This is a genomic window from Thermomonospora curvata DSM 43183 (assembly GCF_000024385.1).
Classification (GTDB): domain Bacteria; phylum Actinomycetota; class Actinomycetes; order Streptosporangiales; family Streptosporangiaceae; genus Thermomonospora; species Thermomonospora curvata.
Genome location: NC_013510.1, coordinates 1,979,601 through 1,992,537 on the forward strand (window position 1 = coordinate 1,979,601; position 12,937 = coordinate 1,992,537).

General features: G+C 73.1%; 13 protein-coding genes. 7 read left to right on the top strand and 6 right to left on the bottom strand.

All coding sequences use genetic code 11. The features are described 5' to 3' along the window. Window positions 1–136 precede the first annotated feature (136 nt). Entirely contained in the window at window positions 137–1,462 is a 1,326-nt protein-coding gene (locus TCUR_RS08330; RefSeq protein WP_012852047.1) for a D-arabinono-1,4-lactone oxidase, read from the bottom strand. A gap of 37 nt (window positions 1,463–1,499) precedes the next feature. Further along, window positions 1,500–2,708, bottom strand: a complete 1,209-nt coding sequence (locus TCUR_RS26980; RefSeq protein WP_012852048.1) for an MFS transporter — start codon at window positions 2,706–2,708, stop codon at window positions 1,500–1,502. A gap of 302 nt (window positions 2,709–3,010) precedes the next feature. Between TCUR_RS26980 and TCUR_RS08340 the strand changes: the two genes are divergently transcribed. From TCUR_RS08340 to TCUR_RS08350, 3 genes are all read left to right on the top strand, one after another. Beyond that, the gene (locus tag TCUR_RS08340) at window positions 3,011–4,147 is read left to right on the top strand and encodes a lytic transglycosylase domain-containing protein (protein ID WP_012852049.1); all 1,137 of its coding nucleotides are present in this window, start codon (window positions 3,011–3,013) and stop codon (window positions 4,145–4,147) included. Between the two features lie 190 nt (window positions 4,148–4,337). Then, a complete protein-coding gene (locus tag TCUR_RS08345) occupies window positions 4,338–5,345 on the top strand; it encodes a ferrochelatase (protein ID WP_012852050.1) in 1,008 nt (335 codons plus the stop codon). Window positions 5,346–5,382: 37 nt separating this feature from the next. Beyond that, window positions 5,383–6,192: an inositol monophosphatase family protein gene (locus tag TCUR_RS08350; RefSeq protein ID WP_012852051.1), complete on the top strand. Its 810-nt coding sequence runs from the start codon at window positions 5,383–5,385 to the stop codon at window positions 6,190–6,192. Window positions 6,193–6,274: 82 nt separating this feature from the next. Here TCUR_RS08350 and TCUR_RS08355 read toward each other — a convergent pair whose 3' ends face one another. After that, window positions 6,275–6,454: a hypothetical protein gene (locus TCUR_RS08355; RefSeq protein WP_012852052.1), complete on the bottom strand. Its 180-nt coding sequence runs from the start codon at window positions 6,452–6,454 to the stop codon at window positions 6,275–6,277. A 209-nt stretch (window positions 6,455–6,663) separates the two neighbouring features. On the opposite strand from TCUR_RS08355, the gene TCUR_RS08360 reads away from it, so the two are divergent. Together TCUR_RS08360 and TCUR_RS08365 are read left to right on the top strand one after the other, a co-directional pair. Beyond that, window positions 6,664–7,317 (top strand): response regulator transcription factor, encoded by a 654-nt coding sequence (locus TCUR_RS08360; RefSeq protein ID WP_012852053.1) that lies wholly within the window; start codon window positions 6,664–6,666, stop codon window positions 7,315–7,317. Next, window positions 7,314–8,555, top strand: a complete 1,242-nt coding sequence (locus tag TCUR_RS08365) for a sensor histidine kinase (protein ID WP_012852054.1) — start codon at window positions 7,314–7,316, stop codon at window positions 8,553–8,555. Before TCUR_RS08360 ends, TCUR_RS08365 begins: the two co-directional genes overlap by 4 nt. A 10-nt stretch (window positions 8,556–8,565) precedes the next feature. On the opposite strand, the gene TCUR_RS08370 is transcribed toward TCUR_RS08365, so the two are convergent. After that, window positions 8,566–10,275, bottom strand: coding sequence for a serine/threonine-protein kinase (locus tag TCUR_RS08370; RefSeq protein ID WP_012852055.1), 1,710 nt, complete (start codon window positions 10,273–10,275; stop codon window positions 8,566–8,568). A gap of 507 nt (window positions 10,276–10,782) precedes the next feature. Here TCUR_RS08370 and TCUR_RS08375 point away from each other — a divergent pair. After that, window positions 10,783–11,079 carry a DUF4193 domain-containing protein gene (locus TCUR_RS08375; protein WP_012852056.1) on the top strand — a complete coding sequence of 99 codons (297 nt, stop codon included), beginning with the start codon at window positions 10,783–10,785 and terminating at the stop codon, window positions 11,077–11,079. A gap of 12 nt (window positions 11,080–11,091) precedes the next feature. Beyond that, window positions 11,092–11,910 carry a hypothetical protein gene (locus TCUR_RS08380; protein ID WP_012852057.1) on the top strand — a complete coding sequence of 273 codons (819 nt, stop codon included), beginning with the start codon at window positions 11,092–11,094 and terminating at the stop codon, window positions 11,908–11,910. Here TCUR_RS08380 and TCUR_RS08385 read toward each other — a convergent pair. After that, window positions 11,905–12,489, bottom strand: a complete 585-nt coding sequence (locus TCUR_RS08385; RefSeq protein WP_012852058.1) for a maleylpyruvate isomerase family mycothiol-dependent enzyme — start codon at window positions 12,487–12,489, stop codon at window positions 11,905–11,907. The two genes, TCUR_RS08380 and TCUR_RS08385, sit on opposite strands and share 6 nt — an antisense overlap. 99 nt (window positions 12,490–12,588) lie before the next feature. Then, the gene (locus TCUR_RS08390) at window positions 12,589–12,879 is read right to left on the bottom strand and encodes a DUF4235 domain-containing protein (RefSeq protein ID WP_012852059.1); all 291 of its coding nucleotides are present in this window, start codon (window positions 12,877–12,879) and stop codon (window positions 12,589–12,591) included. Window positions 12,880–12,937 lie beyond the last annotated feature (58 nt).

Here is a 12,937-nt window from a genome sequence, read left to right on the forward strand (position 1 = left end):
GCGAAGCGAGCGCGGCCCGGTGCCGCCCGTCCCTGATCGCCGTCCGCTCCAGCTTGCCGTTTCCGGGGGCCCGATGGGGACGGGCCGCCATGATCCTTGTCTTTCCTTTGCCCGCCGGATGCCTCCGCAAGGCCTCTCAGGGGCCGAAGACCCGGGAAAGGTAGCGGTTGGCAAAGCGGCGGTCGGGATCCAGCTCCTCCCGCAACGCCCGGAAGTCGGCGAACTTGGGATAGACCTGCTCCAGGTAGGCCGCGTCGCGGGTGTGCAGCTTGCCCCAGTGCGGCCGCCCGCCCACCGCGGTCATCAGCTCCTCGACCCCGGCGAAGTAGTCCTCGTGGGGGTTGCGGTGGTAGACGTGGACGGCGATGAAGGCGCTGGGCCGGTCGTAGGCCATCGACAGCCAGGCGTCCTCCGGCGGCAGCACCCGCACCTCGATGGGGAAGCTGATCCGCCAGTCCCGCCGGTCGAACAGGGCCTTCAGCTCGCGCAGCGTGTCGGCCAGGTGCTCGCGGGGGATGGCGTACTCCTGCTCCTTGAAGCGCACCCGGCGCGGGCTGGTGAACACCTTGTAGGAGGTGTCGATGTAGGTCCGGGCGCCCAGCGCCTTGGCCGAGACGGCGTTGACCGGGCCGATCGCGGCCGGCACGCGGCGGGTCAGGCGCTGCAGCCCGCCGAACACCGTGTTGGACAGCAGTTCGTCGTCCAGCCAGTAGCGCAGCGGCGACAGCGGGGCGGCGGGCCGGTCGGTGCGGTTGTTGCGCTTGGTCAGGCAGCCTTCGGTGTGCGGGAACCAGTAGAACTCGAAGTGCTCGTTGGCCTCGGTCAGCTCATCGAGGCGCTCGAGCACCTCGCCCCAGCGCATCGGCTCCTCCCGGGCGTGCAGCCGGAAGGCCGGGACGGTCTGCCAGGTGATGGCGGTGACCACGCCGAGCGCGCCCAGCGACACCCGGGCGGCGTCGAACAGCTCCGGGCGCTCGGTGCGCGAGCAGGTGACGATGCTGCCGTCGGCCAGCACCAGTTCCAGCGCGGCCACCTGGGAGGCCAGCCCGGCGTGGTCGCGGCCGGTGCCGTGGGTGCCGGTCTGCAGCGCCCCGGCCACGGTCTGCTGCTGGATGTCGCCCATGTTGGCCAGCGCCAGCCCGTGCTCGTCCAGTACCCGGTTCAGCTCGTGCAGCGGCAGGCCGGCCTCCACGGTGACCAGGCCGGTGGCGGTGTCGACCGAGCGCACCGCCCGCAGCCGGTCGGGCCGCAGCAGCAGCCCGTCGGTGACCGCGGCGGCGGTGAAGGAGTGGCCGGTGCCGGTCATCCGCACGGTCAGCCCCTCGGCGGCGGCGGTGCGGACGGCCTCGGCGACCTCTTCGGTGCTGCGCGGGGCGAGCGTGCGGGCGGGCACCGCGCGCTGGTTGCCCGCCCAGTTGCGCCAGATGTGGTCCTGGGTGCCGAAAGTGCGTGCGGGGGACATGGGCCGACTCTATCGACCCGATTAATGCGAAGGAAATTCACGTTTCCCGGGGTTCACGCAATCGTGACCTGCCCGCCAGGCCCGCCGCCACCGCCACCACGCCCGCGCCCACCGGCAGCAGCAGCGCCGCACCCGGGCCGCGGGCGTCCACCAGCCGGCCCGTCACCGAGGCGCCCACCGCCACGCCCACCCCGATCGCCGTGCCCACCAGCGCCAGCCCCTCGGTCAGCCGCCGGGCCGGCACCAGCCGCTCGACCAGCCCGTAGCCGGGGATGAGCGTCGGGGAGATGGCCAGCCCGGAAACGAAGATCACCACCAGCATCACCGGCCACAGCGCCGGATGGGCGCCCAGCGGCGGCAGCGGCACCAGCCCGGCCACCAGCAGCGCCAGCCCGGCCAGGAAACGGCGATGCAGCGGCGACCGCCACGGGCGCGCCCCGTACCACAGCCCCGCCGCGCAGCTGCCCAGCGCATAGGAGGCCAGCAGCACGCCCGCCAGCCCCCGGTGCCCGCCCGCCTCGGCGAAGGCGATCACGCTCACCTCCACCCCGCCGAACACCGTCCCCACCAGCAGGAAGACCAGCACCAGCAGCAGCACGCCGGGCAGCGCCAAAACCCCGGCCAGACCGCCGCCGCCGGCGGTGCGCGGCGGCGGCTCGGTGCCCCGCTGCGCCGCCATGGCCAGGCTGCCGCCCATCGTCAGCGCCCCGGCGGCCAGCACCCCGCCCGCCGGATGCACCCCGGTGGCCAGCAGCGTCACCAGCATCGGACCGGTGATGAAGATGACCTCATCCAGCACCGACTCCAGCGAGAACGCGGTGTGCAGCCGCCCGTCGCCGTTTCGGTGCAGGACGTTGATCCAGCGGGCGCGCACCATCGCGCCCAGCCCCGGCGAGGTGACGCCGCCCAGCACCGCGGCGGGAAAGAGCGTCCAGGTGGGAAGGTCCAGCAGGGCGCACGCCACCAGCAGCGTCATGGCCACCCCGTTGGCCGGGCCCAGCGGCAGCAGCACCCGGCGCTGCCCATGGCGGTCCGCCAGCCGCCCCACCAGGGGCGAGGCCACGGCGAACGCCAGGGCGAAGACCGCCGACACCGAACCGGCGATACCGTACGATCCGGTAACCGCGGAGACAAGAAGGACAATGCCGATCCCCACCATGGACATCGACATCCGGCCGACGAAACCCGCCGCGACGAACACCCGCGCCCCGGGAACCTTCAGCAGGGCCAGGTACGGATTGGACACCGACGACCCCTCCAGTCCTCCCTGACCTGCGTCGCGGCGGCCACCCCGGCCCGCCCGGCGATGCGCGGCGCGGCGAGCGCGCCCTGTCCGAAACTACCGATCCGCCGGTGACCCCGGCGGCAGCGATCTCGTTGGGATTGGTTGTGGCTGCCTCCTCTCCACCGCCTGACCTCGGGGCCCGGACCGCCGGCCCGGCGGCCTCCTGGCGTCCGGACGAACCGTCCCCGGCACCGGGCACCGCGCACGGCGCCGGCGAGTCCCCGCGCAGAAGGCGCCCCCGGCCCGAAAAGAAGGCCCGGACGGTGACGCGGCCCCGCCCGGCCGCCCCTCCCCGGCGGCAGCGGCGGCGCCCGGTGGTGGCGCTGCTGGCGCTGGCCAGCGCGGCGACCCTCACCGCCGGGGTGCTCGCCGCGCTCGGCCTCGACCGGGACCGGGACACGGGCCGGGCCACCGCCGATCCCACCGCGCCCGCCCAGCGCTCCGGCACCGTCACCAACGTCGTCGACACCACCCAGCTCGCCCCGCTCAAACGGGTGGTGCCCCCCGACGTGCTGGTGGTGGGCGCCTCCTCGCTGACCGCCGCCGAGGTCCGCAAGGTGTCGCGGCTGCGCGGCGTGCAGGACGTGGCGCTGGTGGCCGGCGGCGCGGTGCAGCTGCAAAACCGCCTGGTCAACACCTTCGCGGTCGACCCCTCGACGTTCCGCTCCTGGACCCCGCCGGCCACCGCCCGCAAGACCGAGCTGTGGGAGGCGCTGGCCGCCGACAAGTTCGTCGCCTCCGACAAGGCGGTCCGCGAGCTGAAGCTTCACCAGGGGCTGCGGTACCCGGTCGTGGCCAAGACGATCCCCACCATGACGATGGGCGGCTCGGGGGATTTCGGGCTGCCCGGCATCGACATGCTGGTCAGCCGCAAGATGGGGGAGCAGCTGGGCCTCATCCCCAACCTGGCGCTGCTGGTCAACGCCCCCGGCGCCGACCCGGCCGCGCTCACCCGGGCGATGGACAGGATCTTCCGGGGCGGCGCCAAGGTGGTCAACCTCAACGAGCCCCAGTACCGGCAGGCCGTCAGCTACCTGGAGCTGTACCGGCGGGCCGCGACCACCTGCCCGGGGCTGTCGTGGACGGTGCTGGCCGCCATCGGCCAGGTCGAAAGCAACCACGGCCGCAACAACGGCCCCTCCAGCGCCGGCGCTCTGGGCCCCATGCAGTTCCTGCCGTCCACCTGGAAGGCCTACGGGGTGGACGGCGACGGGGACGGCAAGGCCGACATCATGAACCCCTACGACGCCATTCCCGCCGCCGCCAAGTACCTGTGCGCCCACGGCGCCGGGCGCGGCGGCCGGTCGCTGTACCAGGCGATCTACGCCTACAACCACGCCCACTGGTACGTGCAGAAAGTCCTCGCCCTGGCCAAGGCCTACGCCGCCCGCTACCGGTGAACCCTTTTCCACACGCGGCCCAAAGCACCGAGGACGGGAGCCCCGATGCTCTCCGGTGCCGCGGCCTTGCGGTCATGGCTGCGCCCCTGACCGCAAGGCCCCCGTCTCGACCTGCGGAGACGGCGTGTTGAAAAGGGTTCGGTGAAGGCGGTGATCTGAAGCACTCCCGGCGGCTGGTTGGATGGAGGGCATGACGTCCTACGACGCGCTGCTGCTCGTATCCTTCGGCGGACCGGAGGGGCCGCAGGACGTTATGCCGTTCCTGGAGAACGTCACGCGCGGCCGCAACGTCCCCCGGCGGCGGCTGGAAGAGGTGGCCGAGCACTACTACCACTTCGGCGGAGTGAGCCCGATCAACGACCACTGCCGGCGCCTGAAGGCCGCCATCGAGGCCGACTTCGCCGCCCACGGCCTGGACCTGCCGGTCTACTGGGGCAACCGGAACTGGACGCCCTACCTGACCGACACGGTCCGCCAGATGGCCGCCGACGGCGTGCGACGGGCCGCGGCGTTCGTCACCTCCGCCTACAGCGGCTACTCCAGCTGCGGGCAGTACCGGGACGACATCGCCCGGGCCCGCGAGCAGGTCCCCGGCGCCCCGGAGATCGACAAGCTGCGGGTCTACTACAACCACCCCGGCTTCGTGGAGCCGTTCGTCGAGGCCACCCGCGCCGCGCTGGACCGCCTGCCGGCCGGCCTGCGCCAGGCGGCGCACCTGGCGTTCACCGCCCACAGCGTCCCGCTGGCCCAGCCCGGGCGCGAACGCTACGCCGCCGAGCTGGCCGACATCACCGAGGTCGTCGCCGAACGGGCCGCCCCCGGGCACGAGCGGGCGCTGGTCTACCAGAGCCGCAGCGGCCCGCCCACCCAGCCGTGGCTGGAGCCCGACATCTGCGACCACCTGCGCAAGCTGCACGCCGCCAGAACCGAAGCGGTGGTGGTCGTGCCGATCGGGTTCGTCAGCGACCACATGGAGGTCAAATACGACCTCGACGTGGAGGCCGCCGCCGTGGCCGCCGAGCTGGGCCTGGCCTTCGAGCGCGCCGCCACGCCCGGCACCCACCCCGCCTATGTGGCGATGGTCCGCCAGCTGCTGACCGAACGCATGGCCGGCCCCGGCGCGGAACGGCCCGCGCTGGGCGCGCTGGGCGCGCGCCCCGACGACTGCCCGGAAGAGTGCTGCCGCGCCCGCCGCTGAACCCCGGCGGGGCGGTGCCGACCCCTGGAAAGGACCCATGAGCCTGCACGAGGAGCTGCTGGAGCTGGCGCTGGAGATCGCCGGCGAGACCGGCCGGATGCTGGTCGGCAAGCGGCCGGTGGAGGGACCGGCCGTGGTGCAGACCAAGTCCAGCCCCACCGACGTGGTCACCCAGATGGACCGGGCCGCCGAGCAGCTGATCGTCGAACGCATCCGCGCCGCCCGGCCCGCCGATGCGATCCTCGGTGAGGAAAGCGGCGCCAGCGCCGGCGGCAGCGCAGTCCGCTGGGTGGTCGACCCCATCGACGGCACCGTCAACTACCTGTACGACCTGCCCGACTGGAGCGTCAGCATCGCCGCCGAGATCGACGGGCGGACCGCCGTCGGCGTGGTGGAGGTCCCCCGCCGCGGGGAGACCTACCTGGCGGTCCGGGGCGGCGGCGCCCGGCTGCGCGACGCCGCCGGGGAACGCCCGCTGCGCTGCACCGCCGACGTCCCGCTGAACCGGGCGCTGGTGGCCACCGGGTTCGGCTATGAGTCACGGCGCCGCGCCCACCAGGCCCGGGTGCTGACCGGGGTGCTGCCGCACGTGCGCGACATCCGCCGCGGCGGGGCCTGCTCGGTGGACCTGTGCACGCTGGCGGCCGGACGGGTGGACGGCTACTACGAGCGCGGCGTCCAGCTGTGGGACATCGCCGCCGGGACGCTCATCGTGGAGGAGGCCGGCGGGCGGGTCGGCGGGCTGCACGGGGCGGCTCCGGGACCGGAGTTCGTCCTGGCGGCGGGCCCGGGAACGTTCGAGGCGCTGCACGACCTGCTGGCGCCGCTCGACCCCGCCCGGGACTGACCGGTCCGCCCCCTCGGGGAACGCGGCCGCCCGGACTCCGGAGGGCCGGCCGCCGAGCGCGCAGCGGCGGGTGTTGCGAAACTCACTCCATTTCGGGGGCGGGGGGAATGCCGATGTCGTGGTTGGCCGCAATCCGGCGGAGCTCTTCGATCTCGGCCTGCCGGATGTCGGCCAGGTAGGTGTCACCCTCGGCCTGCGCCCTGCGCAGCGACGCGTACGCGTCGGAAAGCCGCTGCTGGATCGTGCGTGACAACTCACCCATGGGGATTTTCCTCTCTACAGCGGCTGTTCCTTACCCAAACCGGCTTCCGCCGTAAACCTTTCGTTTGAATGGTGATACGCACCGTAGAGGACGCTCCGCCCACCCCGGAACAGGGGGCATGCTTACAGGGGGCTTACAGGCGCTATGGCATATCTGGGAACGCCGGTCCGGCGCACCGGCATGTGAGATCCGGATCTGAAGGGGGACGGATGCGTGTTCTCGTCGTCGAGGACGAGCGCGTGCTCGCCGACGCGATCGCCACGGGACTGCGCCGCCAGGCCCACGCCGTGGACGTCGCCTACGACGGTGCCGGTGCGCTGGAGCGGACCAGCGTCAACGAGTACGACGTGGTGGTCTTGGACCGCGACCTGCCCAAGGTCCACGGCGACGACGTCTGCCGCGACCTGGCCGGCCGGCGCTACCCGGCCCGGATCCTCATGCTGACCGCCGCCGGCGACCTGGAGGACCGGGTGGCGGGGCTGAACCTGGGCGCCGACGACTACCTGGCCAAGCCGTTCGCCTTCGCCGAGCTGGTGGCCCGGGTGCAGGCGCTGGGCCGGCGGGCCGCCCCGCCGCTGCCGCCCGTCCTGGAACGCGCCGGGATCACCCTCGACCCCGCCCGGCGGGAGGTGCACCGCGACGGCCGCCCGATCGAGCTGACCCGCAAGGAATTCGCGGTGCTGGAGGTGCTCATGCGGGCCGAGGGCGCCGTGGTCAGCTCTGAGCGGCTTTTGGAGAAGGCGTGGGATGAGCACATCGACCCGTTCACCAACGTGGTGCGGGTGACGATGATGACGCTGCGCAAGAAGCTCGGTGAACCGCAGGTGATCGAGACCGTCCCAGGGGTGGGGTACCGGCTTTGAGCGACATCGGCAAGGGCGATGCCAAGGGGGAGGCCCGCCGGCCCGGGTTCATCACCGGATCGACGACCCAGCCGATGACCGCGCCGCGGCCGGAGGGCCGGGGCGGCGCGTTCATGGCCGACCTGCGGGCGCTGCCCGGGCGGGTCAGCGTCCGGCTCCGGCTGACCCTGCTGTACGGGGTGCTGTTCCTGCTGGCCGGGTTGCTGCTGCTGTTCATCACGCACGTGCTGCTGGCGCAGGTGCTGGACTCGGTGTTCCCGCCGGGCCTGCAGGTCCACACCCCCGGCGGGCTGATCATCGAGACCGAGGTGCTCAAGTCCCGCGCCATGAAGGAGCTGTTCGGCCGCTCCATGCTGGTGCTGGCCGGGGTCGGGGTGATGGCCCTGGTGCTGGGCTACTTCGTGGCCGACCGGGCGCTGTCGCCGCTGCAGAAGGTCACCGCCACCGCCCGGCGGCTGTCGGAGAGCACCCTGCATGAGCGGATCGCGCTGGAGGGCCCGGCCGATGAGATCAAAGAGCTGGCCGACACCTTCGACGCGATGCTGGAGCGGCTGGGCAACGCCTTCGACGCCCAGCGCCGGTTCGTCGCCAACGCCTCCCACGAGCTGCGCACCCCGCTGGCCATCAACCGCACCCTGCTGGAGGTCGCGCTGGGCGACCCGGAGGCCTCGCCGGACCTGAAGGCGGTGGGCCGCACCCTGCTGGCCAACAACGCCCGCCACGAACGGCTGATCGAGGGCCTGCTGCTGCTGGCCCGCAGCGAACGCGAACTGACCACCCGCGTCCCGGTGGATTTGGCCGAGGTCGTCACGACCGTGCTGAAGACCTTGGGCGACGCCGCCGAGGAGGCGGGCATCACCGTGCACACCGAGCTGGCCTCCGGGACCACGTTGGGCGACCCGGTGCTGCTGGAGCACCTGGTCTCCAACCTGGTCGACAACGCCATCAAGCACAACACCGGCGAGGGCGGCCAGGTGTGGGTGCGGGCCGGGGTGCTGGACGGCAGCGCCGCCGTCCAGGTCGAGAACACCGGCCCGGTGGTGCCCGCCTACGAGGTGGACCAGTTGTTCGAACCGTTCCGGCGGCTGCAGCAGGACCGGGTGGAGTCGGCCAAGGGCTCCGGGCTGGGCCTGTCCATCGTCCGCTCGGTGGTGCGGGCGCACCGCGGCCACGTCTACGCCACCCCCCGTCCCGGCGGGGGCCTGGTGGTGACCGCCCGGATGCCCTTGGCGTCCTGACTTGCGTGCGCTACTTGGTCACCGTGCCGCTGGCCAGATAGGTCGCGTCGGTGATGTTCTCCCGCTCCTCGAAACGGAGAGTGCTGCTGTTGAGGTAGATGAAGGTGACGTAGCCGGACACGCACTCACCGGTGTAGATGTTGATCTTGTAGGTCGCCCTCCGCTCGGTGACGCCCGGCTGCAGGGTCAGCGTCCCCCGGCAGGTGTAGGTGGCCGACTCGTAGTAGACCAGCCCGGTGGTGCCGCCGCCCAGCAGGGTGAAGCGCACGTTCCAGGTCCGGTCCTGCGCGGGGGCCGACGGCTGGAAGCCCTTGCCCTCCCACACCCCGTTGAAGGCCAGCGGCAGCCGGGTGCCGGTCGTCGGGGACGGGGAGCGGGAGAAGGTCGGCGCGGCGGTCGGGTAGGCCGGCGGGTCGCCGTCTGCGTCGTCCTCACTGGCCGCCACCACGATCGCGAAGATCAGCAGGGCCAGCACCAGCACCACCGCGCACCCGACACCGGCGATCACCGGCCCGTTGGAGGAGGACTGCCGGGGCCGGTAGACCGGGGCGGCCGGCGGCGGGGCGGCGACCACCGGCTGCTGCATGGGCGCCGGCGTCATCGGCTGCGGCGGCGGGGTCATCGGGATCTGCCCGAAGCCGCCCTGGTGCACCGGGATCTGCGGCGGGGGCGTGACCGGCCCCTGCTGCAGCGGCATCGGCGGCGGGGTGATCGGCTGCGGCGGGGGCGTGGTCGGGCTCTGCGGGAAGGGGCCCTGCTGCAGCGGCGCCGGCGGTGTCATCGGCGGCGGGGTGTGCACCGGGGCCGGCGGCACCTCGGGCGGCGGCGCCATCCGGGCGGCGATCCGGGTGCCCTGGTCCAGCAGCTCCTCGCTGGCCGGGGCGGGAGTGGCCGGCGCCGCCCCCACATGGCCCAGCAGCTGCAGCAGCAGCTGCGCGGCCGCCGGGCGGGCGGCCGGGTCCTTCGACAGGCACCGGCCCACCAGGCCGCGCAGCGGCTCGGCCAGCGCCGACAGGTCCGGCTCCTCGTTGAGGATCCGGTTGATGATCACCGGCAGGGTCTCGGCCTCGAACGGCGACTGCCCGGTGGCGGCGAACACCATCGTGGCGCCCCAGGCGAAGATGTCCACCGCCGGCTGCAGCGGCGCCCCGGTCAGCTGCTCGGGGGCCAGATAGCCGGGGGTGCCGACCACCATGCCGGTGGCGGTGACCGCGCTTTCCTGGGAGTTGACGGTGCGGGCGATGCCGAAGTCGACCACGCGCGGGCCGTCGGAGGCCAGCAGCACGTTGTTGGGCTTGAAGTCCCGGTGGACGATGCCGGCCTCGTGGATGGCCGCCAGCGCGGTGACCGTGCCGATCGCCAGCCGCTCCAGCTCCACCGGCTCCAGCGGGCCGTTGTGGGCCACCACGTCGTGCAGCGACGGGCCGTCGATGAACTCGCTGACGATGAACGGCTGGTCGCCGGACACATCGGCCTGCAGCACCCGGGCGGTGCAGAACGGCGCGACCTTCTGCGCGGCCGCCACCTCGCGGGCGAAGCGGGCGCGGGCGGAGGGGTCGGCCGCCATCTGGGCGTGCAGCAGCTTGATGGCGACCTTCTCCCCGTCGGGTCCTTTGCCGAGATAGACGGCCCCCTGGCCGCCGGCACCGAGCCGCCCGATCACTTCATAGTTCCCCAGCCTGCGGGGATCCCCCGCCTCCAGGGGAGCGGCCTGCGGCATATGACCCTCCAGTGACCCCGTTCAAGCCCACGTCAGGCGGGCACGATATCGCGTTAGGTCAGACGTTTCACCGAACCGTCCGGTTCGACATCGGTGACGAGGGGAACGACCCGGGCGGTCCGGTGACCCGCACCGCAACCGGCGGGGCTGGCACGCACGGCGCCCGCCGTACCGATATGATCCCGCCGCCGCAGGGCGCCGGCGGCGGCTCGCACGGGTGTGGCGTCCTTCGGTGAAACCGTCCGGGTGGGCCTGGCGCCGGCGTTCCCACGACGGCTCCGCCGGACGGCCCGGCCTCGCGGGGAGCGCCGGAATGTGGCATACGGCACATCTGGGTGGGGCGATGGCGGTGACCGGTGTCACCAATGGTGATCGTCGCGCCTTGCGTGCCGGAGGTCACCACCCGTGACAGAATTTCCCGCCCGGATCGGGCACAACTGCGGCCTCCCGAGCGTTAGACCCGCGCGACGGGGCGCAAAGAATGACCGAGGGGGATGGAGATAGAAGATGGCAACCGACTACGACAGCCCACGCAAGACCGACGACGACCTCGGCGAGGACAGCCTGCAGGAGCTGCAGGCCCGGCGGGCCGACAAGGCCGCCAGCATCATCGACGAGGACCTGGACGCCGGTGAGGTGGCCGAGCTGCCCGGCGCCGACCTGTCCAACGAGGAGCTGACCTTCCGGGTGGTGCCGCGCCAGGCCGACGAGTTCACCTGCTCGCGCTGCTTCCTGGTGCACCACCGCAGCCAGCTCGCCGAGGAACGCAAGGGCCAGCCGGTCTGCCGCGAGTGCGCGGCCTGATCGGGGGCCGCGGTGTCCGGTGACGGCGTCGACGACCGAGCACAGGACCGCCGGGGTGATCTCGGTGTCCCGGCGTCGCAGGACGGCGGGCGGGACACCGAGATCGCCGCACTGGTCGGCAGGCTGACCGGCGCCGACGATCTCGACGCCGAGTCCCGTCGCTCGCTGCTGGCCCGGCTGGTGGGACTGCTGGCCGAACGGGCCCGCCGCACCGGGGCGGCCGGGCTGCGCGGCGGGCGCTGGCTGGCCGAGCTGCTGACGGAGATCGCCCCGCACCTGCCGGTGCGCGACGCCGCCACGCTCAGCGCCCACCACGGCCACCTCACCGGCGAACCCCTGGCCGACAGCCTGGTGCGGACGGCGATGGCCGCCACCACCGCGGTGGGGGCCGCCGGCGGGGCGCTGGCGGCCGTGCAGTTCACCGCGCCGCCGCTGCTGCTGACCGCGCCCGTCCAGCTGGCCGCCGAGACGCTGGTGATCGCGGCGATCGAGGTCAAGCTGATCGCCGAGCTGCACGCCGTCTACGGGGTGCAGCTGCACGGATCGCCCACCGCCCGGGCCGGCGCCTACCTGACCTCCTGGGCCCGGCGGCGCGGGATCGACCCGCTGAAGGGCGGGTCACTGGCCGACGCGCTCGGCACGGCCGCCAAGGCCGCGCTGCGCAAACGGCTGGTGCGCACCTTCGGCCGGACCATGACCACCATGGGGCCGCTGCTGGCCGGCGCCGCCGCGGGCGCCGCGCTCAACCGGGCCGCCACCAAACGCCTGGCCGAGACGATCCGCGCGGACCTGCGCCGGCAGACGGGCGTCCCTCTCGCCGTGCGGCTATGAACTGAACTCCAGCTCCTTGGCCACACTGTCCCGGCCGGCGAGCCACATTCCTATGGCCTCCCGGGTACCCCGCACCTGCCGTCCCCGCCCCACCGGGCGGTGACCGTCGGTGGGCACCAGCCGGTGGGTGAGCACCCGGCGGTTCATCCACAGACTCAGCTGCATCCCCTCCCGGAAGATCGCGGTGGCGACCGCGTCCGGCACCTGCCTGCGCAGCCCCAGCCCGCGCAGCACGTCCTGGTGGTGGACCCCCAGATCGCCCAGGGCCAGCGGCAGGGCGAGCCGGGCGGTCAGGCTCGGGTTGGCGGCCCAGTGCCGCGCCCACTCCATCAGCCGGCGGCGCGACATCATCCGCGCTCGCTCGGCCTGCGCCTGGTTGGCGGCGTGGATGCGCGTGCCGTACGGCAGGTACGAGCCCAGCAGGTAGTCGAAGCCGATGACGTGGCCGAGCACGTCCCGCGGCGCCCATCCGGCGCACAAGGTGGTGCCGGAGTCGAACTCCTCGTCCGACAGCCCCTCCAACGTCTCGATGAACCGGAAGCGCTCGGCGCGCAGTTCGTCGACGAGGGCGAAACGCATCGTGGCCGGTCCCTTCCTGATCGCGGGACCGACCACGATACCGGCAGTGCTGGACAGTCCATCCAATTAGGCCCGCCGCGCCTTGCGGCGCGGACCGCGTCAGGCGTCGTTCATGCCGAAGGACGCCGGCAGGCGGCCGTTGGCCTTGGCGTACTGGCGCGCCGCCGCCCGGGTGACCAGCAGCCGGGTCACCTCCATGCCGACGCCCGTGACCACGGCCCACCCCAGCGCCTCCGACAGGGCCACCTGAGGGGATTCGGGGTTGGTCGGCGGCTCCTTGCCGGTGGCCTTCTTCCAGGCGTACGTGAGCGCCTTGCGGGCCACGAACCCGCCCACGAAGGCCGCGGCACCGGCCACGGCCCGCCAGCCGAGGTCGCCCTTGTCTGCCATCGTCGTCATCTCCTCCGCTCTGCGGCCGAACGCAGTGAGGCTATCCGAGCACGGCCCC